This is a genomic window from Rhodococcus sp. YH1, from assembly GCF_009939605.1.
Taxonomy (GTDB): Bacteria; Actinomycetota; Actinomycetes; order Mycobacteriales; family Mycobacteriaceae; genus Rhodococcus; species Rhodococcus aetherivorans.
Genome location: NZ_WVTE01000236.1, coordinates 1 through 25406, shown reverse-complemented (window position 1 = coordinate 25406; position 25406 = coordinate 1). Strand labels below are relative to the sequence as shown.

The following is a 25406-nucleotide window of genomic DNA, read 5'->3' as shown; positions in this document are numbered from 1 at the left end:
GGTGACACGTGCTTGCGCGAGTGGCGTAACGGCAGCCGCGCCTGGTTTAGGTCCAGGTGTCCGAAAGGACGTGGGGGTTCGAGTCCCCCCTCGCGCACCACGTGACCTCGCCCACGGCCCCCCGACCGCTCTTGGCAGGTCGAGGGGCCGCTCGGGTACTTTTGATGACGTGTCCGAGAACCGTCCGCCGCGTCGCCTTGCCCTCGTCGTACTGGTGGCGGTCGCCGCGGCCGGCTGTCTCGGTCTGGGTTTCTGGCAATGGACGCGGTTCGAGGCCGTGGGCGGCACGTTCCAGAACCTCGGCTACGCCCTGCAGTGGCCCGCCTTCGCCTTCTTCTGCGTCTACGCCTACCGCCGGTTCGTGAAACTCGAGACCGAGGACGCCGAGAGCCAGGCCACGGGTGCGCCGCGCGCGTCGGAACCGAAGGAACCCACCGAGATCCCCGAGGATCTCCTCCCCCAGCGGCCCCGCACTGGGCTCGATCCGAACGCGGCCGTCGATCCGGACGACCCGGAGGCTCGGCAGATGCTGGAGTACAACGATTACCTCGCGCAGCTTGCGCGCAGGTCCGATAGGAGCGCTCAGTGAGCACGACCCCCGAGCAGGCACCCGACCAGACGAGCGGTTCGACCGCGCCGCAGTCCCGTCCGGAGGCCGACCGGAAGAAGATTGCCTCGGCCCTGACGCGGTACCGCGCGCTCGCCTGGATCACCGGCGTGTGGCTGCTCGTGCTCACCGGCGAGATGGTCGCGAAGTACATCCTGAAGGTCGAGAACGTCCCCGGCTGGATCGCCGTGGTCCACGGCTGGGTCTACGCGGTGTATCTGGTGCTCACGCTCGACCTGGCGATCAAGGTGCGCTGGCCCGCGGGCCGCACGATCGGCACCCTCCTCGCCGGCACGATCCCGTTCCTGTCGTTCTTCGTCGAGCACCAGTGCACGAAGCAGGTCAAGGCCGACTTCGGCGTCTGATCCGGCCGGCCGATCGGCGCGCGAAACAGCAAGCCGCCCACGCGATTGCGTGGGCGGCTTCTTGTTTCGCGTGGGAGCGCAGGCTTCGCGCCGCGGCGGCGGGCGTCAGCGGGCGAGCGCTGCGAGATCGGGCACCAATCGTGCCAGTGCGCGCCCGCGGTGCGACGAGGCGTCCTTCTCCTCGGCGCTGAGCTCGGCGGCGGTGCGCTCCTCCCCCTCGGGCCGGAACACCGGGTCGTAGCCGAAACCGTTGGCGCCGCGCGGGCTGTGGACGATGGAGCCGCGCCACTCACCGCGCACGACGTGCACCGCGATCTCGCCGTCGTCACCGGGGACGGCGAGGGCACAGGCAGAGACGAATGCCGCGCCGCGGCGCTCGTCGGGAACGTCCTGCAGCTGCCCGAGCAGCAGTTCGGTGTTGGCGTGGTCGTTGCCGTGCCGCCCCGACCACCGGGCGGAGAGCACCCCGGGCATCGCATTGAGGGCATCGACCTCGAGTCCGGAATCGTCTGCGACGCACGGCATTCCGGTCGCCGCCGCGCCGTCGCGCGCCTTGGCGGCCGCGTTCTCCTCGAACGTCGCGCCGGTCTCGGGCGCCTCGTCGTAGGGCGGCACGGCGTCGAGTCCGACGAGGTCGATCCCCTCGATCCCGGCGGCGTCGAGGACGCGCCGCAGTTCGCGCAACTTCTTCGCGTTCCGGCTCGCCACGAGCACCTGCACCCTGTCAGACACCGAACTTCTTCCTGGTCCGCTCGGGGGTCACGGGCTGCGGCAGCGTGCCCGGGTAGGGGGCGTCGAGCGCCTGCTTCTGGATCTCGCACAGTTCGGCGATGCCGGCGAGCGCGGAGTCGAGCATCTTGTCGAGGGTGGACCGGGCGAACGTCGCACCTTCGCCGGTCCCCTGGACCTCGACGAGGGTGCCGGTGTCGGTGGCGATGACGTTCATGTCGACCTCGGCGCGCACGTCCTCCTCGTAGGGCAGGTCGAGGCGGACGCGGCCGTCGACGACACCGACGCTCACGGCCGCGATGGCGCACGAGATCGGCTGCGGGTCGGTGAGGCGGCCCGCCGCGCTCAGCCACGCGACGGCGTCGACGAGGGCCACGTAGGCGCCGGTGATGGCGGCGGTGCGGGTGCCGCCGTCGGCCTGCAGGACGTCGCAGTCGATGGCGATGGTGTTCTCGCCGATGGCGGCGAGGTCGATGCAGGCGCGCAGGGCGCGGCCGACGAGGCGGCTGATCTCCTGGGTGCGGCCGCCGAGCTTGCCCTTGACGGATTCGCGTCCGCTGCGGGTGTGGGTGGCGGCGGGGAGCATCGCGTATTCGGCGGTGAGCCAGCCGAGACCGGAGCCCTTGCGCCAGCGCGGCACGCCCTCTTCGACGCTGGCGGTGCACATGACGCGGGTCTGGCCGAATTCCACGAGCACCGAGCCCGCGGGGTGGTTGGTGAATCCTCGGGTGATCCGGATGGGGCGGAGTTCGTCGTCCGCTCTGCCGTCTTCTCGTGTGGTCACCCGGACGAGCCTATTAGATGGGGTAGACGTCCCCGGCGGACACCGCGTGGACGGGCCCGGAGTACTGCTCCTTGGCTTCGGCGATGACGTCCTCGCGCGAGGTCCACGGCGGGATGTGGGTGAGCAGCAACTCGCCCACCTCGGCGCGAGCGGCGAGCATGCCGGCCTCGGCGCCGGAGAGGTGGATGCCGTCGGGGCGGTCGTCGGGTGCGTGGGTCCACGAGGCCTCGGACAGCAGGACGTCGGCGCCGCGCGCGAGCTCGACGACCTCGTCGCACATGCCGGTGTCGCCGGTGTAGACGACGGTGCGCCCGGAGTCGCTGGTGATGCGGAATCCGTAGGCCTCGGGCGGGTGGTTGACCCGGCCGGGGTGGATGGTGAGCGCGCCGAAGCGGAAGGCTTCGCCGTCGGCGAGGGGGCGCACGTCGAGGGTGTCGCTGACGTCGTCCATCTCGCCGGCGATCTCGGCGGAGGCGGCGCCGATGCGCACGCTGGTGTCCGAGGGGCCGTAGACGAGGGTCCGTCCGGTGGGGCGGTTCGGGGAATAGCGCCGCCAGACGAGCAGGCCGGGGATGTCGAGGCAGTGGTCGGCGTGCAGGTGCGAGAGCAGCAGCGAGACCTCACCGGGGTCGGCGTAGCGCTGGAGGGCCCCGAGGACGCCGGGACCGAAGTCGATCACCAGGGGCGGGGTGCCCGGGGCGGTGATCAGGTAGCCCGACGCGGCGGAATCCGGCCCGGCCACGCTGCCGGAACACCCCAGGACGGTCATGCGCATGGGGGTCATGCTGCCACGTCCCTGTGGCTGCGACGAAGCCAACGCAGGTTTTGATCGAGAGATGTCACAGTTGCGGCGACGCTGTGAGCCTACCGATCGGTCAGTTGTTGCGCGGGGGTGCGTCTCACCCGAACGAGGAGGTGGGCACGGCCGGCGGGCGGCGGCGGCGACGCTCGTCGGCGGAGAGCAGCCAGGCGGCCAGGACGCCGCCCACGGCGCCGAAGAGGTGCCCCTGCCAGGAGACGCGCGGATCGCTGGGCAGCACGCCCCACAGGATGCTGCCGTAGACGAACAGCACGATCACCCCGATGACGATCTGGCTCGACTGCCGGGTGAAGATGCCGCGTGTGATCAGGTAGGTGAGCCACCCGAAGACGAGGATCGACGCGCCGATGTGCACGAAGCCGGACCCGGCGGTGAGCCAGGTGCCAAGCCCGCCGACCACCCAGATGATCGCGGTGGCGGCCAGACCGCGGCCGATGCCGGAGACGAGCACGAGGAAGCCGAGCACGAGCAGCGGAATGGTGTTGGCGCTCAGGTGCGCCCAGTCGGCGTGGAGCACGGGTGCGAACGCCACGCCCCACAGCCCGTCGGCGGTTCTCGGTTCGATACCGGCGGAGTCGAGGTCGGCGGGCGCGGCGGCGTCGACGGCTTCGACGCCGTAGAGCAGGGCGACGAATCCGGCGATCAGGAGCGCCGCGCGCTGCCAGACGGGCCGGGGCCCGGGACGGGAACCGTCGGGTACGGTCATGCGCTCGCCCTTCGCGTGTGTCCTGTGCTGTGTTCCTGGCTTTCGAGCCTACCGACGTGCGCACCGCTCGACACGTGCGCGGCGACGGTCGGGCTTCGCCGTGAAAGCCCTGTCGACCGGCGGCCCGGTGGCTACTGTGGGAGGCACCGTCGGACCCGGGAGGCAGTCGTGCCGAGAAACGTCGGAGATCGCTACGCCTGCGAGAAGTGCGGCGCGCAGATCGTCTACGAGAAGCCGTGCCCCTGCACCGAGGGGATGCCGCATTCGGAGATCTGCTGCGGCGACCAGATGAAGCGCGTGTCGGAGGGCACGTCGGGCTGAGCCCTCAGCGCGGCCCTCAGCGCGACGTGGGAATCCCGGCCGTGAAGGCGGAGGGGAACACGTCACGATAGGCGGGGATACCCGCGACCGCGGTGGCCTGCAGCACCGCGTCGACGACGGCGCGCTGGACGACCTCGGCGGCCGCCTCGCACACGGCGGCCAGCACGGGCAGTTCGGGCGCGAAGGCCTCCGGGATCGGTCGGCTCGCGCCGGGGGGCGTCGCGGTGCCGGTGGCCAGGGCGAAGAGTGTGTCGCCGTCAAGGGGTGAGTGGGCGGGGCGGACGGCCCGGGCGAGGCCGTCGTGCCCGGCGACGGCGACACGGCGGCAGGCCGCGGCGGTCAGGTCGGCGTCGGTGGCGACGACGCCGATGGTGGTGTTGAGGGCGGTGCCCTTGGGTGCGAGGGCGTTGGCGGCGGCGAGATCGGTTGCGGTGGGCGCGACGAGCCCGAGCCGGGCGGCCCGGGCGGGGCCGAGGCCCCAGGGCAGGCCGGTCTCGGGATCGAACACGGCTCCGACGGGGTTGGCGACGACGAGGGCTGCGACGGTGACGCCGGCGGCGGGGCCCTCGGTCAGGAACAGGCTCGCGGTGCCGATGCCGCCCTTGAGGGTGCCGGCGCGTGCGCCGACTCCGGCGCCGACGGTGCCGCGGGCGACGGTCGTGCCGGCGGCCGCGGCGGCCCGGTATCCGCTGTCGGCGGTGGGCCGGGCGGTCCACTCCCCCACGGGCAGGTCGAAGACGACCGCGCCCGGCACGATGGGCACCACGGCCCCCGGCGGCCCCATCGGAATGCCGCGGCCCTGTTCCTCGAGCCACCGCATCACGCCGTCGGCGGCGGCGAGCCCGTAGGCGCTGCCTCCGGTGAGGAGCACCGCGTCGACGCGCTGGACGGAGTGGCTGGGATCGAGCAGGTCGGTTTCGCGGGTGCCGGGCCCGCCGCCGCGGACGTCGACGGCGGCGGTGACGGCACGGTCGGGCACGACGACGGTGCATCCGGTGGCCCGCCCGGTGCCGAAGGCGTGGTCGGAGCCGAGGGTGACGTCGGCGTCGAGGGCCTGCCAGTGCCCCACGCGCAGGCCGGCGACGTCGGTGAGCGAGTCGGTGGGTCCGGGCGTGGCCGTCACGGCAGCAGCGCCTGGACGAGGGAGTCCTGCATCCAGGTCAGCCAGTGGTAGACGTCGAGGTGCGGGGCCCGCGGGTCATCTTCGTCGAGCGTCTCGGGGGTGTCGTCGTCGATGCCGAGGGTGGTGCCGAGGGCCAGCCGGAGGTCGTTGAGCCCGTACAGCCAGGCATCGGCCTGTTCCGGGCTGAGCACCACCTTGCCGCCGGATTCGGGGACGGTGCGCAGGATGACGGCTCCGGCGGCGAGCTTGGCGTCGATGATGTCGGGTTCGTGCAGGCTGCGCAGGGCACCGTTGAGGTCGGCGGATTCGTCGTCGGGATGGACGGTGGCGTCGGCGTCGGGCCGGTGGAAGTCGGGCAGCAGCCGTTGCAGGGCGGGGACGTCCGGCGGGGTGCAGTTGCCGGTGCGCAGGCCGGTGAGGGCGGCGAGGTCGTCCTGCGGGGCGCCGGCGGCGCGTTCCTCGAGCATGCCGAGTACGGATGCGACGAGCGAGCGCAGCACCGACGCCTCGTGTGCGTCCATCTCGGATCGCAGCTTCACGCCTCCGAGCGAGTTCTTCCTGCTCCACTGCCGCACGTCGGTCGGCTCCTCCTGGCTTCGCGGTCGGGATGGTCGGCGAGCGGGCGGCCGGTCACTCGGCCCGCTGCATCGTCGCCCACAGCCCGGCGGCGTGCAGGCGTTGCACGTCGTGTTCCATCTTGTCACGCGAGCCGCTCGAGACGACCGCCTTGCCTTCGTTGTGCACCTTGAGCATCAGCTCGGTGGCCTTGGCCTTGCTGTACCCGAACAGCTTCTGGAATATGTACGCGACGTAGTGCATGAGGTTGACCGGGTCGTCCCACACGACGGTGACCCAGGGCCGGTCGACTGCTTCGATCTCCTCGACGGTTTCGGCTTCCGCCGGCATTGCCTGCCCTGCCGCCATGGTGACGGCGGGAAACGAGGCCACGGTGACTGCGTCGGACGGCTCCGGGGGGGCGGTGCCGAACGGGCTTGTCGGGGAACACGTCGCCATGTCTCCAGGGTACGGCGTCGGCGCCCGGCAATACAGCCGCATCCCGGCCCGCGCTCTACAGTGATCGGGTGCCCGATTCCCTTCTGCCGCGCACCGCGACGGCGAGCACCGCCCTGTTCACGGACGTCTACGAGCTGACGATGCTCGAGGCCGCGCTCGCGGACGGCACCGGTTCCCGCCCTTGCACGTTCGAGGTGTTCGCGAGGCGTCTGCCGCCCGGGCGCCGGTACGGCGTGGTCGGTGGGACCGGCCGGCTGATCGATGCGCTGGAGACGTTCCATTTCGGCGAGGAGGAACTGGCCGTAGCGGCACGGTTCCTCGACGCCTCGACCGTGGAGTGGCTGCGCGGTTACCGGTTCTCCGGCGACATCGAGGGCTACCGGGAGGGCGATTTCTACTTCCCCGGTTCGCCGGTGCTGGCGGTGCGCGGCACGTTCGCCGAGTGCGTCCTGCTCGAGACCCTGATCCTGTCGATCCTCAACCACGACAGCGCGGTGGCGTCGGCGGCGGCGCGGATGGTCAGCGCCGCGGACGGCCGCACGCTGATCGAGATGGGGTCGCGCCGCACCCACGAGGAGGCGGCGGTCGCGTGTGCGCGGGCGGCATACCTCTCGGGCTTCGACGCGACGTCGAACCTCGAGGCGGTGCGCCGGTACGGGGTGCCGGGCACGGGTACCGCGGCGCACGCGTTCACGCTCGTGCACACCACCGGGGCGGGCCGCGACGAGGCGGCGGCGTTCCGGAGCCAGGTCGAGACGCTCGGGGTGGGGACCACGCTGCTGGTGGACACGTACGACATCACCAACGGGGTGCGCACGGCCGTCGAGGTGGCCGGCACCGGACTCGGGGCCGTGCGGATCGACTCGGGCGATCTCGGCGTGCTGGCCCGGCAGGTGCGGGAGCAGCTCGACGGCCTGGGGGCGACGAACACGAAGATCGTGTTGTCGGGTGACCTGGACGAGTACTCGATCGCAGGTCTGCGCGCCGAGCCGGTCGACGTGTACGGCGTCGGGACGTCGCTGGTCACCGGCTCGGGCGCGCCCACGGCCGGGATGGTCTACAAGCTGGTCGAGGTCGACGGCATCCCGGTGGAGAAGCGCAGCGCGCACAAGGAGTCCCGGGGCGGCGCCAAGCGGGCGGTGCGGTTCGCCCGCCCGACCGGCACGCTGGTGGAAGAGGTGATCTACCCGGCGGACGCGCCCGTACCGGGGGGCGACGGCGAGGTGGTGCACGAGCTGATGGTTCCGCTGGTCTGCAACGGCGAGCGGGTCGGCGACGGGCCTACGCTGGAGGAGAGCCGGGCATTGCTCGCGCACGGGCTGATCAGTCTCCCGTGGGAGGCCCTGACCCTGTCGGCGGGCGAGGCCGCGGTGCCGACCCGATTCGTGAGGTGAGGACGTTGTCGCGGGCGCTGATCATCGTCGACGTGCAGAACGACTTCTGTGAGGGCGGGTCGCTGGCCGTGGCCGGCGGCGCCGCGGTCGCCGCGGACATCAGCCGGTATCTGGCCGCACACGCGCAGGACTACGCGCACGTGGTCGCCACCCGGGATCACCACGTCGATCCGGGTGCGCACTTCGCCGAGGAGCCGGACTTCGTGGACTCGTGGCCGCCGCACTGTCGGGCGGGAACCGAGGGTGCCGAGTTCCATCCGGCCCTCGACACCACCCGCGTGGAGGCGGTCTTCTCCAAGGGGGCGTTCGAGGCCGCGTACTCGGGCTTCGAGGGCAGCCACGACACGGGCGAGTCCCTCGACGGGTGGCTGCGCGGGCACGGGGTCACCGCGGTCGACATCGTGGGTATCGCCACCGATCACTGCGTGCGGGCGACCGCGCTCGATGCCACCGCCGCCGGGTTCGACACGCGGGTGCTGCTGCCGTACACGGCCGGGGTGAGCGAGGCGACCGTCGAGTCGGCGCTCTCGGCGCTCCGGGAGGCGGGTGTGGACCTGGTCGGACAGGTCGGGCCGCGAACCTGACGGTGGTGCCCAGTACCCTGACGCGGTGCCCGAACTCCCGAATGTGCCGGAACTGCTGCGCACCGCGGTGCACGCGCTGGGCGGCAAGGAACGGCGCAACCAGCTGACCATGGCCTCGGCGGTGGCGCATTCGCTGGACACCGGCGAGCACCTCGCGGTCCAGGCCGGCACCGGCACCGGCAAGTCGCTGGCCTACCTCGTGCCGGCCGTGCGGTATGCGGTGCAGACGGGCCGGGCGGTGGTGGTCTCCACCGCGACGATCGCGCTGCAGCGTCAGCTGGTGGACCGGGACCTGCCGCGGCTGGCCGGCGCGCTGGAGTCGGCGCTGGGCCGGCGCCCCCGCTTCGCGATCCTCAAGGGCCGCGGGAACTATCTGTGCCTGAACAAGATCCACACCGGTCTGGCCGAGGAGCCGCCTGCGGACGACCAGTTGTTCGACGCGTTCGCCCTGTCGCGGATCGGCCGGGAGGTGCGTCGGATCACGGAGTGGTCGTCGGCCACCGGCACCGGCGACCGCGACGACCTCGTCCCCGGCGTGTCGGATCAGGCGTGGCGTCAGGTGAGTGTCACCGCCCGCGAATGCCTGGGCAAGTCGCGGTGCCCGGTCGGCGACGACTGTTTCGCGGAGATCGCCCGCGCCGAGGCCGGGCAGGTCGACGTGGTCGTCACCAACCACGCGCTGCTGGCGATCGACGCGATCAGCGGCATCTCGATCCTGCCCGAGCACGACGTGGTGGTGGTCGACGAGGCGCACGAACTCGTGGACCGCGTCACCGGGGTGGCGACGGCGGAGCTGTCCGGCGGCACCGTCTCGGCCGCGGCGCGGCGCTGCGTGAAGCTGATCGAGGACGAGGACGTCGACCGGCTCGAGGGGGCCGCCGAGAACTGGGAGGCGCTGCTCGAGGAGCTGCCGCCGGGGCGGTGGGACGAGTTGCCCGAGGGCGCGGGCGCGGCGCTGGCCGCGATCCGCGACGCGGCGTGGGCCGTGCGCACGGCGATCGGACCACCCAAGGCGGGGCTCGACGCCGAGGCCGCGGCGGCCCGTAACCAGGCGCTGGCGGACGTCGACGAGGTGCACGACTGCGCGGTTCGCGTGCTGACCGCCTTCGAGGAGACGGATCCCGCTGCCCGCCGGGACGTCGTCTGGCACGCCGCCGACGAGTTCCGCGGCAATACCCGCCGCACGGTGCGGATGGCGCCGCTGTCCGTCGGCGGACTGCTGCGGTCCCGGCTGTTCGCCGCGTCGACGGTCGTCCTGACCTCGGCGACGTTGACGGTGGGTGGCTCGTTCGACGCGCTCGCCGTCAACTGGGGGCTGCCGCCGGAGTCGCCGGCACGCAGCGACACCGGCGCGGCGTCGGGGACGCAACCACCGTCGGACGACGGGGACCTGCGGTGGAATTCCCTGGACGTCGGATCGCCGTTCGATCACGCCCGCTCCGGCATCCTGTACGTCGCCAAGCACCTGCCGGCCCCCGGCCGCGACGGGCTCTCCCCCGCGTACCTGGACGAGATCGCGGAGCTGGTCGAGGCCGCCGGCGGCCGCACGCTCGGGCTCTTCTCGTCGATGCGCGCCGCGAAGGCGGCGGCGGAGGCGATGCGGGAGCGCCTGGACACGCCGGTCCTGTGCCAGGGCGAGGACGCGACCGGCGCCCTGGTGGAGAAGTTCGCGGCCGACGAACCGACGTCGTTGTTCGGGACCCTGTCGCTGTGGCAGGGCGTGGACGTGCCGGGACCGTCGCTGTCGCTGGTGATCCTGGACCGGATCCCGTTCCCGCGACCGGACGACCCGCTGCTGGTGGCGCGGCAGCGGGCGGTGGAGGCGCGCGGGGGCAACGGCTTCCTGTCGGTGGCGGCCACCCACGCCGCGCTGCTGCTCGCGCAGGGCGTGGGCCGGTTGTTGCGCAGCACGGACGATCGGGGTGTCGTGGCGGTGCTCGATCCCCGCCTGGCGACCGCACGGTACGGCGGGTATCTGCGCGCGTCGCTGCCCCCGTTCTGGGAGACAGCCGATCCGCGGGTGGTGCGCAAGGCGCTCGTCCGTCTGCGGGGCTGACCGGGCCGCGACGCGTCCGATCCCGAAACGTTCACGACTTTCCCGGAATTTCCGGCCGTTTCGCGGCAGCATCGAAGGCGGCGCAGGCGCCGGAGTCGAGGGTCGCAGGGACAGGGGGCTTTTCGGATATGCCACAGGGCGTTGTGAAGTGGTTCGACGAGGAGAAGGGGTTCGGCTTCATCGCGGAGGAGGGCGGCGGGCCCGACATCTTCGTCCACTACTCGGAGATCGCGGGGACGGGCTTCCGCTCGCTGACAGAGGGTCAGCGCGTCGAGTTCGAGATCGGACTGGGTGTGAAGGGACCTCAGGCGGAGAACGTCCGACCGGTGTGAGAACCGCGGCCGCCGCGGCACCCGGTGATCAGACCCGCAGGCCCACCTCGACGATCGCCTTGGCAACCGACCGCACGGGTGCCTGGTTGCTGCGGGCGTGGCCGCGGATGAGCCGGAACGCCTCGTCGGGGGTGGTGCTCCGGGCGTGGGCGATGATTCCCTTCGCCTGTTCGATGACGATGCGCGAATCGAGCGCCGTCTGCAGTTGCGCGTTCAGCTGCTCGTGCTGCCGCAGCTTGTTGGAGTTGACGATGTAGCCGGTGGCCATGTCTGCGAAGATCTGCGCCGCCGCGATCTCACGATCCGCCCATTCGCGCGGTTCGCACGCGTACAGGTCGAGAGCGCCGATCTTCTCGTCCGCGAGCTGCATCGGTATGCCGGCCACCGCCGCGATCCCGTGCTCGCGGGCCTTCTCGGCGTAGTCCGGCCACAGGTCCGATCGTGTCCGCACGTCGGCGACCGCGATGGGCTCGCCACGATCGAACGCGTACTGGCACGGCCCCACCCCGGCCTCCTCCTGGCAGCGTTCCATCTCCCCCACCACCTCGGCGGCCGCGGTGACGAACTGCAGCCGGCCCTCGCACTGCAGGCTCACGCCGCACCCGAGGAGACCCAGAACGGCGGTCACGCCGTCGACGAGCTCGTCGAGCGCTGCGCCGACGTCGTAGGGGGTGGGCAGCAGGCGCGCGAACCGCGACAGCACCGCCATGAACTCGTCCTGGTCGAACACCGGCGCGCCCCCTCCGGTCGGCAACACCCTCGATAGTGACACACATCACAGTTCTTGGGTGGCATCGCACGCGTCACATCACATATCCTGGCACACAGAGCGTCCGCCCCAGATCCCGGCGACGCCAGAATCGGAGCCGCCCCGACCCCCGGTGCTCCTCTCTCACTCTCCACGAATCGTGTGGACAGGTTTTCGGGAGAACACCGCTCGAGGCCCGGTTGCCCGTCGCTCCGAGCAGGTGTACCTCCCGGACACGATCCGCGAAGAAGGAACACCCATGGCTCACCTCGCCCATCCGGCTCCCCACAGCGACCACTCGCCGCTGCTCTCGGTACCGTCCATCGTCGTCGGTGCCGGCACCCTCTCGTGCGGGCTGGCCGTCGCGATCAGCCGATCCCTCACCCTCGGCGTGCTGGCCGCCCTTCTCACGGTGGCGACGGTCGCGGTCGCAGCGGTGATGATCCGCTCCTGACCTCGCCCACTCCCGACTCCGACGGCCCGCCCGGGCCCACCCGAGCAAGGAACCGATGAACCACCTCAATCACGTCGCCGACCCGAGCACCGTCCCGGGTTCGGCGATGAGCACGGCCGAGATCAAGGCTCGTATCGACGCGATGTTCGCGGACGACCACGGGAGCACTGTGACCGGCGACGATCGCAGGGCCACCGCGGCCTCGCCCCGGCGCCCCGGATGGGCGTCGAGACGGCGCGGCCGCAGGAGCTGACCACCGACGTTCTCCCGGCGTCGGTGGTCTCCGACCGGACCACCGGCTTCCGGACAGCGCCGCAGGGGGGCGCTTCCGGAAGCCGGTGGTCCGTCACTGCCGGTTCACGGCTGATGTGTCACTGCCGGTTCACGGCTGATGTGTCACTGCCGGTTCACGGCTGATGTGTCAATGCCGGTTCACGGCTGATGCGTCACTACGGGGTCACGGCGCCGCGACGAGCGCGGGCGAGGTCGAGACGTCCCACTTCATCGAGACCGAGGTGCCGTCGGGGACGGTGACGACATCCGTGTGGGACGTCAGGGTCCGGATCAGCGCGAGCCCGTGGCCACGGCAGCTGTCGCCGGACGGATCCTCCGGGGTGCGCCAGCGGCCGTGATCGGTGACGATCACTTCGACGGAACGTTCCCCCGGTCGATAGACGGCCTCCAGGTCGACCGCGCCGACACGATCCCCGTACCCGTCGGGATACGCGTGCTCGACGGCATTGGCCAGCGCTTCGTAGCTGGCCAGCAGCACATCCTGCCCGAGTTCGACCTCGAGGTGGAGGCGGTCCAGCCACCGGTCCAGGGCCTGCCGGAGCATCGTCACCTGGCTCGGCTCGGCGCGGACCCCGCGGTAGAACAACCCGGTCGATGTGAACGCCTGAGAGGCGTGTCGCGAGTGCATCCTCCTCCTCGATTTCCGATGCGTCCTCGGTCGGACGCATCGGGTGTATACCCACCGCCGCGCGGTCCTATACCTCGAAGCGAGGGCGTGCGCACAGCGACGGGCGACCGTCCCGGTCAGCCGGCACGGGCGACCCGCGCCGGATAGACGAATCCGGGCAGCACCCGCCCGGCGACGGTCGCGACGCCGAGGACGACGAGGAGCGCCGGCACCAGCGTGGTTCCCACGTAGCCGATCCCCGGGTCCGTGAGCCCGATCGCCCCGGCACACACCGCGGCGGGCACATGCGGCGCCCGCAGCAGCGCCATGGCGACGACCGCAAGTCCCGCTGCGACGGCGGCGCCGGCCTGCGACGGACCGGCGACGGCCGCGACGACGAGCGCCGCGGCCGCGGCCGCAGGGTAGGCCCGCACGATCGCTCCGGGCCGGGCGGCCGGGGTGCCGGGTGCGAGGGCGATGAGGGCTGCGGACGCGACGTACGGCAACCCGAACACCGCCCAGTGGGCGAGGTTCTCGAGGGCGGCGAGCGCGCCGGCCGCGCCGAGCGCGACGGCCCCCGGGGCGAGGGCGGCGGCCAGGGCACGGCGGGACCCGTCCGGTGCATCACCGAGAAGCGGTGGCATCCGATTACTCTCCTTCGGTCTCGGAGTGTGCGGCCGGGTTCAGAGTGCGGCCGGGTTCAGAGTGCGGCCCAGGAATCCACGGACGAGGTCCGCGATCTCCGGCCCGTGGGTCTCGAGGGCGAAGTGGCCTGCGTCGAGCAGGTGAATCTCCGCGTCGGGGAGGTCGCGGGCGAATGCTTCCGCACCGGCGGGACCGAAGATCTCGTCGCCGCGGCCCCACGCCACCAGGGTCGGCGGCCGCCAGGCGCGGAAGTACTCCTGGAATGCCGGGTACGCGTCGAGGTTGAACTGGTAGTCCCAGAACAACTGGAGCTGGATCTCCTTGTTGCCGGGCCGATCGAGGCCCAGTTGGTCGAGCAGCCAGGCTTCCGGGGCGATCCGGTCGAGCCGGTCCTCGGGGACACCGTGGACGTACTGCCACCGGGTCGCCTCGGGCTCGAGGAGGGCACGGACGGCGGATTCGTGGGCGGCGCGGTCCTGTGCGTGGGCGAAGAGGACCTCCCAGAACGGGGTGAACCCTTCGCGGTAGGCGTTGCCGCTCTGGGTGATCAGCGCGGTGACGCGCTCGGGGTTCCCGGCCGCGATCCGCAGGCCGATCGGGGCGCCGTAGTCGTGGAGGTAGAGGGCGAAGCGCGTCAGCCCGATCCGGTCGAGCAGCGCATCGGTGATCTGCGCGAGACGGTCGAAGCTGTAGTCGAACTCGTCGACGGCGGGCATCGCCGATCGCCCGAAGCCGATGTGGTCGGGGGCGACGAGGTGGTACTGGTCGGCGAGCTCGCCGAGCAGGTGGCGGAACATGTGCGAGCTGGACGGGAAGCCGTGCAGCAGAACGAGAGCCGGCGCACCCGGGTCCCCGGCCTCGCGGTAGGAAACGTCGAGCCCGTCGATGGTCTCGGTGCGGTGGCGGACAGTGGAAGCGGACATGAGTCCTCCTCGGATCGGTCGGAGAACGAGCGTTCTCCGGTACGTGGTGTAGCGTAGAGAACGATGGTTCTCGATGCAAGAGGGAGGGGCCCGATGGACGCGGACACCGCGCAGACCCGGCTGCTCGACGCCGCCGAGGAACTGTTCAACGAGCACGGCATCCAGGCCGTCGGAATGGACACGATCCGGGCCCGCTCCGGGGTGTCGCTCAAGCGGCTCTATCAGCTCTACCCCGCCAAGGACCGGCTCGTGGAGGCCGTTCTGACCCGGCGCGATCACACCGTGCTGACGGATCTGCGCCGGTATGTCGATGCCCGCACCGATCCGCGCGAGCGGGTTCTCGCGGTGTTCGACTTTCTCGAGGAATGGTTCGCCTGCAGCGACTTCCGCGGCTGCACCTTCATCAACACGTTCGGCGAACTCGGCGGAATCTCCGGTGACGTCGCCGAGATCGCCCGCACGCACAAGGACGCGTTCCGGCGCTACCTGCGCGGACTCGTGGCGGACGCGGGCAGCCCCCCGGCACTGGGCGACCAGCTGGCGATCCTGGCCAACGGGGCGATGGCGACGGCGGCGATCTCCGGTTCTCCCGCCGTCGCCCGGCAGGCCCGCGACGCCGCGCGCGTCCTGCTCGACGCGAGCGGCCGCGGGCCCGGCGCGGAGAGCTAGCTAGGCGAGCACGACCTTGCCGAGTTCGGCGTCCGACGCGAGCAGCTCGTGGTGCGGCAGCACCCGCACCGTGTAGCCGACCGACCCGGCCATCGGCAGCGCGACCTCGACCTCGAAGACCTCGCCCAGCGGGTCCGTGCCGGTGTGCCGCATCGGCACCGTCACCACGTCGGACAGGGTGTCGTCGACCCCGACCCGGCCGACGACGGCCTGAACGACCACGTCGGTCACCCGGAGACCGTCGAGGTACACGTGGGCGGTCAGGGCCAGTTTGGAGCCGATCTCCGGGATGTCCGGCAGTCCGGCGCTGTCGACCTGGGCCACCCGCACGGCCGGCCATGCCGCCTCGACGCGACGCCGGTAGTGGGCGAGCTCGCGCGCTCCGGCGAACCCGTCGGCGACCGCCTCGCGCGCGGCCGCGGCCGCCGGCGCGTAGTACTGCACGGTGTAGTCCCGGACCATGCGGGAGGCGAGCACCTTCGGACCGAGGTTCTGGAGCGTGTGCCGCACCATCTCGATCCAGCGGGTGGGCACACCGCTGCCGTCCCGGTCGTAGAACCGCGGCAGGACCGAGCGCTCGAGCAGCTCGTACAGGGCGCTGGCCTCGAGGTCGTCGCGGCGGTGTTCGTCGATCACACCGTCGGCGGTGGGGATGGCCCAGCCGTTCTCGCCGTCGTACATCTCGTCCCACCAGCCGTCGCGGATGGAGAGGTTGAGCCCGCCGTTGAGGGCCGACTTCATCCCGGAGGTGCCGCACGCCTCGAGCGGGCGCAGCGGGTTGTTCAGCCACACGTCGCAGCCCCAGTAGAGGTACCGGGCCATGGACATGTCGTAGTCCGGCAGGAAAACGATGCGGTGCCGCACGTCGGCGGCATCGGCGAACCGCACCACCTGCTGGATCAGTGCCTTGCCGCCGTCGTCGGCCGGGTGGCTCTTGCCGGCGACGACCAGCTGCACGGGGCGCTCCTCGTCGAGCAGCAGGGCCCGCAGTCGTTCCGGGTCGCGCAGCATCAGGGTGAGCCGCTTGTAGGTCGGCACCCGGCGGGCGAAGCCGACGGTGAGCACGTGCGGATCGAAGACCCCGTCCACCCAGCCGAGTTCGGCCTCGGTGGCGCCGCGCTGGAGCCAGGACCGGCGCAGCCGCCGACGGATCTCCTCCACCAGCTGCGCACGCAACGTGTTGCGGGTGGCCCACAGCTCGCGCGGTTCGACCGTCTGCAGCAGTTCCCAGCCCTGGGCCTCCTCGACCCGGTCGGGACCGGCGAGACGGTTGGCGAACTCGAGCCACTCGCGGGCGGCCCAGGTATGGGCGTGCACGCCGTTGGTGACCGACCCGATCGGCACCTCGCCGGCGTCGAAGCCGGGCCACAGGCCCACGAACATCTCGCGGCTGACCCGGCCGTGCAGCTTCGACACGCCGTTGCTGCGCTGGCCGAGCCGCAGACCCAGGTGGGCCATGTTGAACACACGGGGGTCCGATTCCCGGCCGAGGGAAAGGACGCGGTCCACCCCCAGGCCGGGCAGCAGCGCCGACTCGTTCTCGCCGTTCGGTCCGGAGAAGTAGTGCCGGACGAGTTCCGCCGGGAACCGGTCGATGCCCGCGGGAACCGGGGTGTGGGTGGTGAAGACGGTGCCGGCGCGCACGGCGGCGAGCGCCTCGTCGAAGTCCAGACCGGCGCCCGTGACCAGTTCGCGGATGCGTTCGGCGCCCAGGAACCCGGCGTGTCCCTCGTTCATGTGGAACACCTCGGGATCGCGCAGTCCCGCGATCCGGGTGTAGGCGCGGACGGCGCGCACCCCGCCGACCCCGGCCAGGATCTCCTGCTTGATGCGATGGTCCTGGTCGCCGCCGTAGAGGCGGTCGGTGACCCCGCGCAGTTCCTCGTCGTTCTCGGCGATGTCCGAGTCGAGCAGCAGCAACGGGACGCGGCCCACCTGGGCGATCCACACCCGGGCGGTGAGGGTGCGATTGCCGGGCATGGCGACCTGGATCAGGGCAGGGGTGCCGTCGGCCTCGGTCAGCAGCCGCAGCGGCAGGCCCTGCGGGTCGTAGTTCGGGTAGTGCTCGCTCTGCCATCCGTCGGCGGTCAGGGACTGACGGAAGTAGCCGGAGCGGTAGAGCAGGCCGACACCGATGAGCGGCAGGCCGAGGTCCGAGGCCGCCTTGAGGTGATCGCCGGCCAGGATGCCGAGTCCGCCGGAGTAGTTCGGCAGAACCTCGGAAACGCCGAACTCCATGGAGAAGTAGGCGATGCCGGACGGCAGCCCGGTGCCCTCCTGCTGCTGGTGCTGGTACCAGCGCGGCCTCGCGAGGTAGTCGTCGAGGTCGGCCGACTCGGCGTCGAGCCGCGCAAGGAACTCCTCGTCGGCGGCGAGCGCGTCGAGACGGGCCGGCGGCACCTCGCCGAGCATCCGCACCGGGTCGTGCTCGACGCGACGCCACAGCGCGGAGTCGATCGAGGCGAACAGGTCCTGCGTGGGCGTGTGCCACGACCAGCGCAGGTTGACGGCGAGCGGGCCCAGTCCGGCCAGCCGCTGGGGAAGGTGGGCTCGTACGGTGAACCGACGCAAGGCTCTCACCCCGGGAAGACTACCGACATTCGGCCGGCCGGGAAGACCGGCAAATGCGGCGGCCGTCCGGCGGCCGGGCCACGTTCCCGGCGAGCGGACGCGCGAGCCCCGCGGCACACGGCGCCGCGGGGCTCGCTCGTTCCGGCGCGTCGACCCCGGGTAACAGCTATTGCGGGGCGTCGACGACATTGCGCGTCGCATGAGGGGACGGCGGTGCGTACCTCCACTACGGTTGGGGACGGGCCGCATCCGAAGGCTCGTCAGCAGTCCGTGCGAGGGAAACGGAGCCGGCATGACAGACGGAACGGAGCGAGCGTGACAGGTCGAATCGGAGCCAGCGCGACAGGCCGCCTCGGCATCGACGATGTCCGTCCCGACATCTCGGGAGGGCGACATCCGGTCAAGGCCGTTGTCGGGGAGGTGGTTCCCGTGTCGGCAGTCGTGTGGCGAGAAGGCCACGACGCCGTCGCCGCCACCCTGGCCGTGCGCGGGCCGGGATCGGACCCGGAGAGCGAAGGGAAGCTGATCCGGATCCCGATGGTTCCCGGCGAGGTGCCCGACACCTTCCACGCCGTGTTCACCCCCACCAGTCCGGGACTGTGGACGTACCGGGTGGAGGCCTGGAGCGATCCGGTGAGCACGTGGCGGCACGCGGTGGACGCGAAGGTCGACGCCGGCCAGGGTCCGGAGGACCTGGCGAACGACATCGAGATCGGCGCCCGCCTGTTCGAGAAGGCCGCGAAGACCGCGCCGCGCCCCAACCGGCCGGCCCTGCTCGCCGTGGCCGCGGCGCTGCGTTCGGAGCGGCCGCTCGCTGACCGGATCGCCCCTGCCTTCGCCGCCGACATCACCGAGATCCTGCGGGCCAATCCGCTGCGCGAGCTGATCACCCGCGGGAAGGCGTACACCGCCGTGGTCGATCGGGAACGGGCCCTGTTCGGTTCCTGGTACGAGTTCTTCCCCCGCTCGACGGGCGGGTGGAACGAGGACGGCACGCCACGGCACGGCACCTTTGCCACCGCCGCGGAGGAACTGCCGCGGGTCGCCGCGATGGGCTTCGACGTGGTGTACCTGCCGCCCATCCACCCGATCGGCAAGGTCAACCGCAAGGGACCGAACAACACCCTCACCGCCGGCCCGGACGACGTGGGCTCCCCCTGGGCCATCGGCTCCGACGAGGGCGGCCACGACGCGATCCACCCGCAGCTCGGCACGGAGGACGACTTCCGCGCCTTCGTCGGCCGGGCGCGCGAACTCGACCTCGAGGTGGCCCTCGATCTGGCGCTGCAGTGCGCCCCGGACCACCCGTGGGCGAAGGAGCATCCCGAGTGGTTCACGGTCCTGCCGGACGGCACGATCGCCTACGCCGAGAACCCGCCCAAGAAGTACCAGGACATCTATCCGGTCAACTTCGACAACGATCCGGACGGCATCTACGCCGAGGTGCTGCGCGTGGTGCGGCACTGGGTCAGCTTCGGCGTCAAGATCTTCCGGGTCGACAACCCGCACACCAAGCCGCCGAACTTCTGGGAGTGGCTGATCGCCGAGGTCAAGCGCACCGATCCCGACGTGCTGTTCCTGTCCGAGGCCTTCACCCGTCCCGCCCGCATGTACGGCCTCGCCCGACGCGGGTTCACGCAGTCCTACACGTACTTCACCTGGCGCGTGGCGAAGTGGGAGCTGACCGAATTCGGACAGGAGATCGCGGCGAAGGCGGACGAGGCGCGCCCGAACCTGTTCGTCAACACGCCCGACATCCTGCACGAGTCGCTGCAACACGGCGGGCCCGGAATGTTCGCTCTGCGCGCGGCCCTCGCGGCCACGCTCGCCCCGTCGTGGGGGGTGTACTCCGGTTACGAACTCTACGAACACGTCCCGCTGCGACCCGGCAGCGAGGAGTACCTCGACTCGGAGAAGTACCAGCTGCGTCCGCGACGGTTCGACGAGGCCCGCCGCCGCGGCGAATCCCTCGAGCCGTGGATCGCCACGCTCAACCGGATCCGGCGCGCCCACCCGGCCCTGCAGCAGCTGCGCAACATCCACTTCCACCACATCGACAACGACGCCCTCATCGCGTACTCGAAATTCGATCCCCGGACCGGGGATTCGGTCCTCACCGTGATCAACCTCAACCCGTTCGGCGCCGAGCAGGGCACCGTCTGGCTGGACATGCCGGCGCTCGGCCACGAATGGCACGACCAGCTCACGGTGTTCGACGAGGTGTCCGGCGCGCAGTACTCGTGGGGCCAGGCCAACTTCGTCCGGCTCGAACCCTGGCGCGCGGTGGCGCACATCCTGGCGCTGCCCCCGATCGGTGTACCGACGCGAACCACCCTCGCCTACAGGAGCAACTCGTGACAGTGCCCCCGACTCGACGCCACTCCCCCAACCCGCACGACCTCGCCCGGCTGGCGGCCGGCGAGCACCACGATCCGCACTCGGTGCTCGGCGCCCACCCGCATCCGGAAGGCACGATCATCCGGGCCATGCGTCCCCACGCGGAGAAGGTGGCGGCGCGCATCGGCGGCATCGATCACCCACTCGAGCCTCTCGGCCACGACGTGTTCAGCGCGCTCGTCCCGGTGCACGACCTGTCGGACTACCGGCTCGTGGTGACCTACCCGTTCGAGCACACCGTCGTCGTCGCCGACCCGTACCGGTTCCTGCCCACGCTCGGGGAGCTGGACCTGCACCTGTTCGCCGAGGGCCGGCACGAGCGGCTGTGGGAGATCCTGGGGGCGCATCAGCGCTCGTACGAGACCCCCGACGGCACGGTCCGCGGCACGTCGTTCGCGGTGTGGGCGCCCGGCGCGCGCGGCGTCACGGTCGTCGGCGACTTCGACGGCTGGAGCGGCCGGCTCGCGCCGATGCGGGTGCTCGGCTCCAGCGGCGTGTGGGAACTGTTCCTGCCCGACGTGGAGCCGGGTGCGCTGTACAAGTTCCGGGTCCACGGCCGCGACGGCTCGGTCCAGGACAAGGCCGACCCGATGGCGTTCGCCACCGAGGTGCCGCCGGCGACGGCCTCCGTGGTCAACCACAGCAGCTACGTGTGGGGCGACGACGCGTGGCTCGCCGCCCGGGCCGACTCCCGGCCGTGGCAGGAGCCGATGAGCGTCTACGAGGTGCACCTCGGCTCGTGGCGTCCCGGTCTCGGATACCGGGAGCTGGCCGACCAGCTCGCCGAGTACGTCGCGGCGGCCGGCTTCACCCACGTCGAGCTGCTGCCGGTGGCCGAGCATCCCTTCGGCGGATCGTGGGGATACCAGGTCACCTCGTACTACGCCCCCACCGCCCGCTTCGGCACGCCCGACGAGTTCCGTGCGTTCGTCGACCGGTTGCACGCCGCCGGCATCGGCGTGATCGTGGACTGGGTGCCCGCCCACTTTCCGAAGGACGAGTGGGCCCTGGCCCGCTTCGACGGCAGCGCCCTCTACGAACACCCCGATCCCCGGCGTGGCGAGCAGCTGGACTGGGGCACCTACGTCTTCGACTTCGGCCGCCGGGAGGTGCGCAACTTCCTCGTCGCCAACGCGCTGTACTGGATCGACGAGTTCCACATCGACGGCCTGCGCGTCGACGCCGTCGCCTCGATGCTGTACCTCGACTACTCGCGGCCCGAGGGCGGCTGGACCCCCAACGTGTACGGCGGCCGGGAGAACCTCGAGGCGGTGGCCTTCCTGCAGGAGATGAACGCCACCGTGCACAAGCTCCACCCCGGCGTCGTCACCGTCGCCGAGGAGTCCACGGCATGGCCCGGCGTCACCCGGCCCACCCATGCGGGCGGGCTCGGGTTCTCCATGAAATGGAACATGGGTTGGATGCACGACACCCTCGGGTACATCGGCCGGGACCCGGTGCATCGCACGTACCACCACCATGAGATCACCTTCTCGCTGGTGTACGCCTGGAGTGAGAACTTCGTCCTGCCCGTCAGCCACGACGAGGTCGTGCACGGCAAGGGCACGCTCTGGACCCGGATGCCGGGTGGCGACCGCGAGCAGGCCGCCGGCCTGCGCGGCCTGCTCGCGTACATGTGGGCCCACCCCGGCAAGCAACTGCTGTTCATGGGGCAGGAGTTCGGCCAGACCGCGGAATGGTCCGAGGAGCGGGGCCTGGACTGGTGGCAGCTCGACGATCCGCACAACGGACCGCTGCACCAGGGCGTGCACCGGCTCGTCGCCGACCTCAACCGGATCTACCGTGAGCACCCCGCCCTGTGGACGCTGGACACCTCGCCGAGCGGGTACTCGTGGATCGACGCCAACGACTCGGCGAACAACGTGCTGAGCTTTCTCCGTCACGGGAGCGACGGTTCCGTCGTGGCGTGCCTGTTCAACTTCTCCGGATCGACGCATTCGGACTATCGTGTCGGACTACCCGAAACAGGACAGTGGTCGGAGATCCTCAACACGGATTCGACGGCCTACCAGGGCAACGGCGTCGGCAACCTCGGCGCCGTGACGGCCACGGCACGCTCCTGGCACGGGCGCCCGGCGTCGGCGGAGGTGACGCTGCCTGCTTACGGTGCGATCTGGCTGACGTTGCAGCGGTGACCGCCGTCCTCGGACGACAGGAGAAGAACAGGTGACTCGGACGCGGCTGCCGTTCCGCCTCGCGGTACCGGCGCTGGCCGTGATGGTGCTCGCCGGATGTGCCGCTCGCATCGAGGGCACCGCCGTCTCCATCTACGACAACCCGTTCTCGGTGGCGGGCCTGCCGGTGTCCTCGGGCCCGAGCGGCCCGCGGCCCGCCGCCCCGGACGCGCAGGTGACGATCGAGAACTCGGACGGCGGGGACGTCGACGTCCTCGCCGGCAACGCGGTCGCCGACATCGAGGCCTACTGGAACGAGGAGTTCCCGCGCATCGCCCGGGGCGCGTTCGAGCCCGTCGGCACGATCGCCTCGTGGGATCCCGACGAGCGCGGCCCGAAGTTCTGCGGCGAATCCACCTTCGAGTTCATCAACGCCGCGTACTGCAACCGCGACGACGTCATCGGGTGGGACCGCACCTACCTGATGCCGCAGCTCATCGAGACGTTCGGCCCGATGGCGGCCGTGACGGTGCTCGCCCACGAGTACGGGCACGCCGTCCAGTTCAAGGCCGGGACGGTCGCCGAGGACGATCCGGGAATCGTGTTCGAGCAGCAGGCGGACTGCTTCGCAGGCGCCTTCATGCGGCACGTCGCCGCCGGCAACTCGGATCACTTCCGGTTGAACACCTCGGACGGGCTGAACTCGGTGCTGGCGTCGATGGTGTCCTTCCGCGACAGCGACCCCAACGACCCGGACGCGATCCACGGGTCGGCATTCGAGCGGGTCACCGCGTTCCAGATCGGCTTCACCGACGGTGCGGGATCGTGCACCCGCATCGACGCCGCCGAGATCGAGTCCCGGCGCGCCGATCTGCCGCAGTTCTTCGACAGTTCCGACGACGGCGAACTTCCCGTGACCGAGGAGTCGGTGGAGGCGCTGATGGCCTCGTTCCGCCGGGTGTTCGATCTGCCGGAGCAACCGGAGCTCGACCTGTCCGGCGCCGACCTCGGCTGTCCGGACGCGAAGGCCACGTCGCCGGTGTCGTACTGTCCCGCCACCAACACCATCGGGGTGGACGTCGACGAGCTGGCGGACCGCGGTACCCCGTTGCAGACCGGCGCCGGGGGGATCACGACCGACGTACGGGGCGATTACGCCGCCTACGTGCTGCTCGCCTCCCGGTACGCCCTGGCCGTGCAGAACGCGGCCGGCCAGTCGCTTGTCGACCCCCAGACGGCGCTGCGGGCTGCCTGCCTCGCCGGCGTGATCAGCGCGGAACTGAGCCCCGACAGCACCGGCGCCCAGCCGGCCGAGGACATGGTGTGGTTGTCGCCGGGCGATCTGGACGAGGCGGTCTCCGGCCTGCTGACCGACGGCCTCGCCGCCAGCGACGTCAACGGCAACACCGTGCCGAGCGGATTCTCCCGGGTGGACGCGTTCCGCACCGGGGTTCTCGGCGGCGAGGCCGCCTGCTCGGGCCGCTACCACTGACCGACGCGCGGTGGCGGCCCGGGAAGCCGGACCGCCACCGCGGGTCGGGAACCGATCAGTACAGCGCCGACGCCAGCTTGCGGCGCGCGGTGACGACGAACGGCTCGGCGGGATCGAACAGCTCGAACAGCTCCAGCAGCCGCGTGCGGGCGGCGTTCCTCTCGTCGCCGGCGCTGCGGGCGACGAACCCGATCAGCCGGGTGAAGGCGGCCTCGGGCTGCTGGGCGAACAGTTCGGCGTCGGCCGCGACGAGCTGCGCCTCGAGGTCGGCCGGGGCGGCATCGGCCGCGGCGATCGCGTCCTCGGGCACCGACTGAGCGCGGGCGAGGAACCGGACCTGCCGCAGCGCGGCCAGAGCGTCGGCATTGGCGGGCTCGGAGTTCAGGATCAGCTCGTACGCCGCCTCGGCACCGGCCAGGTCCCCTGCCTCGAGGGCCTGCTCGGCGGCGACGAACCGCGGATCCTCCTGCTCCTCGACGGGCTCGGCGCCGGGCGGGCCGGACAGCTTTCCGGCGACCGCGTCCTGGATGGCGGCGAGCCATTGCCGAAGCTGCGGTTCGGGCTGCACGCCCTGGAAGTCGGCGAGGGGCTGCCCGGCGGCGATCGCGACGACGGTCGGCACGGACTGCACACCGAACGCCTGCGCGATCCGCGGGTTGGCGTCCACGTCGACCTTCGCGAGGACCCAGCTGCCGCCGCCCTCGTGGGCCAGCTTCTCGAGGACGGGCGAGAGCTGCTTGCACGGGCCACACCAGGTGGCCCACAGGTCCACGATGACGGGGACCTGCATCGAGCGCTGCAGCACCTCGGCCTCGAAGGTGGCCTCGGTAACGTCGACGACGGGCGTGAAACCGGACTGGGGGCCGGTGCCGGAGCCGGGCTGCGACGGAGGTGGGGGCGCGGTAGACCGCTCCTTGAGGGGCGCGAGATCCACCGCGCCGGACATCGCCGCGGCGGTCGCGGCGGAACGTGCTGCAGGACGGGAACCTGGTCGAGTCACGCCGTCCAGTCTGTCACGTTCCGCGCGACAGGGGACAGCAGGTCAGGCGAGTGCGGGCGCGTCCACCGGACGCGCTTGCGCGGACAGTTCCGCCAGCCGGCCGGTGCGCACAGCCCACCATTCGAAGACGATCGTGCCGAACGGCGGGACGGACGAGATCAGGGCTAGGCCCGTGGTGACCAGGTTCCACTTCAGCGCCCGCGCGGTGAGGAGGGCGACGAGGACGAAGGCCACGAACACGCCGCCGTGCAGCGGGCCGAAGATCTTCACCCCGATCTCGTTGCCGTTCTCGGGCAGGTACTTGAACGCCATGCCGACGAGCAGGCCGGCCCAGGTGAAGGCCTCGAGGACGGCGACGAAGCGGAACCGCTTGGCCGGGGTGCTGAGATCGAAGAAGTTCGCCATGCACACCATTGTGCCGATCGGCTACGACGAGCTGTCGTTGCTGTGAGAGACGTCACCGCCCCCACGCGGTGCGCGGGGGCGGCGACGAGAGTATTGGACGCGGTCTACGCCTTGGGGACGCGGACGATGAGGGCGTCGCCCTGGCCGCCGCCGCCGCACAGGGCCGCGGCCCCGACACCGCCGCCGCGGCGGGCCAGTTCGAGCGCCAGGTGCAGCACGATCCGGGCCCCG

Annotated in this window: 27 protein-coding genes, 1 tRNA gene and 1 pseudogene; 14 read left to right on the top strand and 15 right to left on the bottom strand. The window is 71.3% G+C overall.

What is annotated here, in order from left to right:
* Window positions 1–14: 14 nt before the first annotated feature.
* From AIIKEEIJ_RS21640 to AIIKEEIJ_RS21630, 3 genes are all read left to right on the top strand, one after another.
* Window positions 15–100 (top strand) — tRNA-Leu (locus AIIKEEIJ_RS21640).
* A 69-nt stretch (window positions 101–169) separates the two neighbouring features.
* The gene (locus tag AIIKEEIJ_RS21635) at window positions 170–589 is read left to right on the top strand and encodes a hypothetical protein (protein ID WP_006937553.1); all 420 of its coding nucleotides are present in this window, start codon (window positions 170–172) and stop codon (window positions 587–589) included.
* A complete protein-coding gene (locus AIIKEEIJ_RS21630) occupies window positions 586–972 on the top strand; it encodes a DUF3817 domain-containing protein (protein ID WP_161996529.1) in 387 nt (128 codons plus the stop codon). Before AIIKEEIJ_RS21635 ends, AIIKEEIJ_RS21630 begins: the two co-directional genes overlap by 4 nt.
* A gap of 105 nt (window positions 973–1077) precedes the next feature.
* Here AIIKEEIJ_RS21630 and rdgB read toward each other — a convergent pair whose 3' ends face one another.
* From rdgB to AIIKEEIJ_RS21610, 4 genes are all read right to left on the bottom strand, one after another.
* Window positions 1078–1686, bottom strand: coding sequence for an RdgB/HAM1 family non-canonical purine NTP pyrophosphatase (gene rdgB / locus AIIKEEIJ_RS21625; RefSeq protein ID WP_044476031.1), 609 nt, complete (start codon window positions 1684–1686; stop codon window positions 1078–1080).
* A 10-nt stretch (window positions 1687–1696) separates the two neighbouring features.
* Window positions 1697–2485 carry a ribonuclease PH gene (rph, locus tag AIIKEEIJ_RS21620; protein ID WP_006937538.1) on the bottom strand — a complete coding sequence of 263 codons (789 nt, stop codon included), beginning with the start codon at window positions 2483–2485 and terminating at the stop codon, window positions 1697–1699.
* A gap of 13 nt (window positions 2486–2498) precedes the next feature.
* Complete coding sequence (locus tag AIIKEEIJ_RS21615) at window positions 2499–3260, bottom strand: cyclic nucleotide-degrading phosphodiesterase (RefSeq protein ID WP_043799009.1); 762 nt, start codon at window positions 3258–3260, stop codon at window positions 2499–2501.
* Between the two features lie 124 nt (window positions 3261–3384).
* Entirely contained in the window at window positions 3385–4011 is a 627-nt protein-coding gene (locus tag AIIKEEIJ_RS21610) for a rhomboid family intramembrane serine protease (RefSeq protein ID WP_050035023.1), read from the bottom strand.
* A 168-nt stretch (window positions 4012–4179) separates the two neighbouring features.
* Here AIIKEEIJ_RS21610 and AIIKEEIJ_RS32705 point away from each other — a divergent pair, with 168 nt between their 5' ends.
* Window positions 4180–4332: a hypothetical protein gene (locus AIIKEEIJ_RS32705; RefSeq protein WP_006937532.1), complete on the top strand. Its 153-nt coding sequence runs from the start codon at window positions 4180–4182 to the stop codon at window positions 4330–4332.
* Between the two features lie 16 nt (window positions 4333–4348).
* Here the strand turns inward: AIIKEEIJ_RS32705 and AIIKEEIJ_RS21605 are convergent, their stop codons facing one another.
* The 3 genes from AIIKEEIJ_RS21605 to clpS are packed head-to-tail and all read right to left on the bottom strand — an operon-like array spanning window position 4349 to window position 6469.
* The gene (locus AIIKEEIJ_RS21605; protein ID WP_006937530.1) at window positions 4349–5455 is read right to left on the bottom strand and encodes a P1 family peptidase; all 1107 of its coding nucleotides are present in this window, start codon (window positions 5453–5455) and stop codon (window positions 4349–4351) included.
* The gene (aosR, locus tag AIIKEEIJ_RS21600) at window positions 5452–6030 is read right to left on the bottom strand and encodes an oxidative stress transcriptional regulator AosR (protein WP_006937528.1); all 579 of its coding nucleotides are present in this window, start codon (window positions 6028–6030) and stop codon (window positions 5452–5454) included. Before aosR ends, AIIKEEIJ_RS21605 begins: the two co-directional genes overlap by 4 nt.
* A gap of 55 nt (window positions 6031–6085) precedes the next feature.
* A complete protein-coding gene (gene clpS, locus AIIKEEIJ_RS21595; RefSeq protein ID WP_029542980.1) occupies window positions 6086–6469 on the bottom strand; it encodes an ATP-dependent Clp protease adapter ClpS in 384 nt (127 codons plus the stop codon).
* Window positions 6470–6537: 68 nt separating this feature from the next.
* Here clpS and AIIKEEIJ_RS21590 point away from each other — a divergent pair, with 68 nt between their 5' ends.
* The 4 genes from AIIKEEIJ_RS21590 (at window position 6538) to AIIKEEIJ_RS21575 (ending at window position 10835) form a co-directional block, all read left to right on the top strand.
* Window positions 6538–7863 carry a nicotinate phosphoribosyltransferase gene (locus AIIKEEIJ_RS21590; protein ID WP_006937508.1) on the top strand — a complete coding sequence of 442 codons (1326 nt, stop codon included), beginning with the start codon at window positions 6538–6540 and terminating at the stop codon, window positions 7861–7863.
* A 5-nt stretch (window positions 7864–7868) separates the two neighbouring features.
* Window positions 7869–8447 (top strand): isochorismatase family protein, encoded by a 579-nt coding sequence (locus AIIKEEIJ_RS21585; RefSeq protein WP_029542976.1) that lies wholly within the window; start codon window positions 7869–7871, stop codon window positions 8445–8447.
* A 25-nt stretch (window positions 8448–8472) separates the two neighbouring features.
* Window positions 8473–10503 (top strand): helicase C-terminal domain-containing protein, encoded by a 2031-nt coding sequence (locus tag AIIKEEIJ_RS21580; RefSeq protein WP_161996528.1) that lies wholly within the window; start codon window positions 8473–8475, stop codon window positions 10501–10503.
* 128 nt (window positions 10504–10631) lie between these two features.
* Window positions 10632–10835 carry a cold-shock protein gene (locus AIIKEEIJ_RS21575; RefSeq protein WP_029542972.1) on the top strand — a complete coding sequence of 68 codons (204 nt, stop codon included), beginning with the start codon at window positions 10632–10634 and terminating at the stop codon, window positions 10833–10835.
* 28 nt (window positions 10836–10863) lie between these two features.
* On the opposite strand, the gene AIIKEEIJ_RS21570 is transcribed toward AIIKEEIJ_RS21575, so the two are convergent.
* Entirely contained in the window at window positions 10864–11565 is a 702-nt protein-coding gene (locus tag AIIKEEIJ_RS21570) for a GAF and ANTAR domain-containing protein (RefSeq protein ID WP_006947395.1), read from the bottom strand.
* Window positions 11566–11842: 277 nt separating this feature from the next.
* Here AIIKEEIJ_RS21570 and AIIKEEIJ_RS21565 point away from each other — a divergent pair, with 277 nt between their 5' ends.
* A complete protein-coding gene (locus tag AIIKEEIJ_RS21565; RefSeq protein WP_202917400.1) occupies window positions 11843–12037 on the top strand; it encodes a hypothetical protein in 195 nt (64 codons plus the stop codon).
* A gap of 55 nt (window positions 12038–12092) precedes the next feature.
* Window positions 12093–12290, top strand: coding sequence for an AMP-binding protein (locus tag AIIKEEIJ_RS21560; protein ID WP_161996527.1), 198 nt, complete (start codon window positions 12093–12095; stop codon window positions 12288–12290).
* A 204-nt stretch (window positions 12291–12494) separates the two neighbouring features.
* Here AIIKEEIJ_RS21560 and AIIKEEIJ_RS21555 read toward each other — a convergent pair whose 3' ends face one another.
* The 3 genes from AIIKEEIJ_RS21555 to AIIKEEIJ_RS21545 form a co-directional block, all read right to left on the bottom strand.
* Window positions 12495–12959 carry an ATP-binding protein gene (locus tag AIIKEEIJ_RS21555; RefSeq protein ID WP_029542966.1) on the bottom strand — a complete coding sequence of 155 codons (465 nt, stop codon included), beginning with the start codon at window positions 12957–12959 and terminating at the stop codon, window positions 12495–12497.
* Between the two features lie 116 nt (window positions 12960–13075).
* Window positions 13076–13582, bottom strand: a complete 507-nt coding sequence (locus AIIKEEIJ_RS21550; protein WP_006938378.1) for an HPP family protein — start codon at window positions 13580–13582, stop codon at window positions 13076–13078.
* Window positions 13583–13621: 39 nt separating this feature from the next.
* Window positions 13622–14506 (bottom strand): alpha/beta fold hydrolase, encoded by an 885-nt coding sequence (locus AIIKEEIJ_RS21545; RefSeq protein WP_050035019.1) that lies wholly within the window; start codon window positions 14504–14506, stop codon window positions 13622–13624.
* Window positions 14507–14599: 93 nt separating this feature from the next.
* Between AIIKEEIJ_RS21545 and AIIKEEIJ_RS21540 the strand changes: the two genes are divergently transcribed.
* Window positions 14600–15175, top strand: a complete 576-nt coding sequence (locus tag AIIKEEIJ_RS21540; protein WP_006938382.1) for a TetR/AcrR family transcriptional regulator — start codon at window positions 14600–14602, stop codon at window positions 15173–15175.
* Here AIIKEEIJ_RS21540 and glgP read toward each other — a convergent pair whose 3' ends face one another.
* A complete protein-coding gene (gene glgP, locus AIIKEEIJ_RS21535) occupies window positions 15176–17755 on the bottom strand; it encodes an alpha-glucan family phosphorylase (RefSeq protein WP_044476069.1) in 2580 nt (859 codons plus the stop codon). It lies immediately after the preceding gene.
* A 306-nt stretch (window positions 17756–18061) separates the two neighbouring features.
* On the opposite strand from glgP, the gene AIIKEEIJ_RS21530 reads away from it, so the two are divergent.
* The 3 genes from AIIKEEIJ_RS21530 to AIIKEEIJ_RS21520 are packed head-to-tail and all read left to right on the top strand — an operon-like array spanning window position 18062 to window position 23770.
* Window positions 18062–20104: a maltotransferase domain-containing protein gene (locus AIIKEEIJ_RS21530; RefSeq protein ID WP_161996526.1), complete on the top strand. Its 2043-nt coding sequence runs from the start codon at window positions 18062–18064 to the stop codon at window positions 20102–20104.
* Window positions 20101–22299, top strand: coding sequence for a 1,4-alpha-glucan branching protein GlgB (glgB, locus tag AIIKEEIJ_RS21525; RefSeq protein ID WP_006938391.1), 2199 nt, complete (start codon window positions 20101–20103; stop codon window positions 22297–22299). The genes AIIKEEIJ_RS21530 and glgB overlap by 4 nt, the downstream gene beginning before the upstream one ends.
* Before the next feature lie 31 nt (window positions 22300–22330).
* The gene (locus AIIKEEIJ_RS21520; protein ID WP_006938392.1) at window positions 22331–23770 is read left to right on the top strand and encodes an LIPOPROTEIN PEPTIDASE LPQM; all 1440 of its coding nucleotides are present in this window, start codon (window positions 22331–22333) and stop codon (window positions 23768–23770) included.
* A gap of 55 nt (window positions 23771–23825) precedes the next feature.
* On the opposite strand, the gene AIIKEEIJ_RS21515 is transcribed toward AIIKEEIJ_RS21520, so the two are convergent.
* The 3 genes and pseudogenes from AIIKEEIJ_RS21515 to AIIKEEIJ_RS21505 form a co-directional block, all read right to left on the bottom strand.
* Entirely contained in the window at window positions 23826–24716 is an 891-nt protein-coding gene (locus tag AIIKEEIJ_RS21515) for a tetratricopeptide repeat protein (protein WP_029542958.1), read from the bottom strand.
* A 96-nt stretch (window positions 24717–24812) separates the two neighbouring features.
* A complete protein-coding gene (locus tag AIIKEEIJ_RS21510) occupies window positions 24813–25184 on the bottom strand; it encodes a DUF3817 domain-containing protein (RefSeq protein ID WP_006938400.1) in 372 nt (123 codons plus the stop codon).
* 95 nt (window positions 25185–25279) lie between these two features.
* A pseudogene (locus AIIKEEIJ_RS21505) lies at window positions 25280–25406 on the bottom strand (acetyl-CoA C-acyltransferase); the annotation flags it as partial.

What these genes read in the sequence shown, in the direction of transcription:
- AIIKEEIJ_RS21615 (WP_043799009.1), bottom strand. Translation starts at nt 3,260, where the DNA reads ATGCGCATGACCGTCCTGGGGTGTTCCGGCAGCGTGGCCGGGCCGGAT.
- AIIKEEIJ_RS21545 (WP_050035019.1), bottom strand. Translation starts at nt 14,506, where the DNA reads ATGTCCGCTTCCACTGTCCGCCACCGCACCGAGACCATCGACGGGCTC.
- AIIKEEIJ_RS21555 (WP_029542966.1), bottom strand. Translation starts at nt 12,959, where the DNA reads ATGCACTCGCGACACGCCTCTCAGGCGTTCACATCGACCGGGTTGTTC.
- AIIKEEIJ_RS21550 (WP_006938378.1), bottom strand. Translation starts at nt 13,582, where the DNA reads ATGCCACCGCTTCTCGGTGATGCACCGGACGGGTCCCGCCGTGCCCTG.
- AIIKEEIJ_RS21510 (WP_006938400.1), bottom strand. Translation starts at nt 25,184, where the DNA reads ATGGTGTGCATGGCGAACTTCTTCGATCTCAGCACCCCGGCCAAGCGG.
- AIIKEEIJ_RS21540 (WP_006938382.1), top strand. Translation starts at nt 14,600, where the DNA reads ATGGACGCGGACACCGCGCAGACCCGGCTGCTCGACGCCGCCGAGGAA.
- clpS (WP_029542980.1), bottom strand. Translation starts at nt 6,469, where the DNA reads ATGGCGACGTGTTCCCCGACAAGCCCGTTCGGCACCGCCCCCCCGGAG.
- AIIKEEIJ_RS21575 (WP_029542972.1), top strand. Translation starts at nt 10,632, where the DNA reads ATGCCACAGGGCGTTGTGAAGTGGTTCGACGAGGAGAAGGGGTTCGGC.
- AIIKEEIJ_RS21610 (WP_050035023.1), bottom strand. Translation starts at nt 4,011, where the DNA reads ATGACCGTACCCGACGGTTCCCGTCCCGGGCCCCGGCCCGTCTGGCAG.
- AIIKEEIJ_RS21560 (WP_161996527.1), top strand. Translation starts at nt 12,093, where the DNA reads ATGAACCACCTCAATCACGTCGCCGACCCGAGCACCGTCCCGGGTTCG.
- AIIKEEIJ_RS21515 (WP_029542958.1), bottom strand. Translation starts at nt 24,716, where the DNA reads ATGTCCGGCGCGGTGGATCTCGCGCCCCTCAAGGAGCGGTCTACCGCG.
- AIIKEEIJ_RS21565 (WP_202917400.1), top strand. Translation starts at nt 11,843, where the DNA reads ATGGCTCACCTCGCCCATCCGGCTCCCCACAGCGACCACTCGCCGCTG.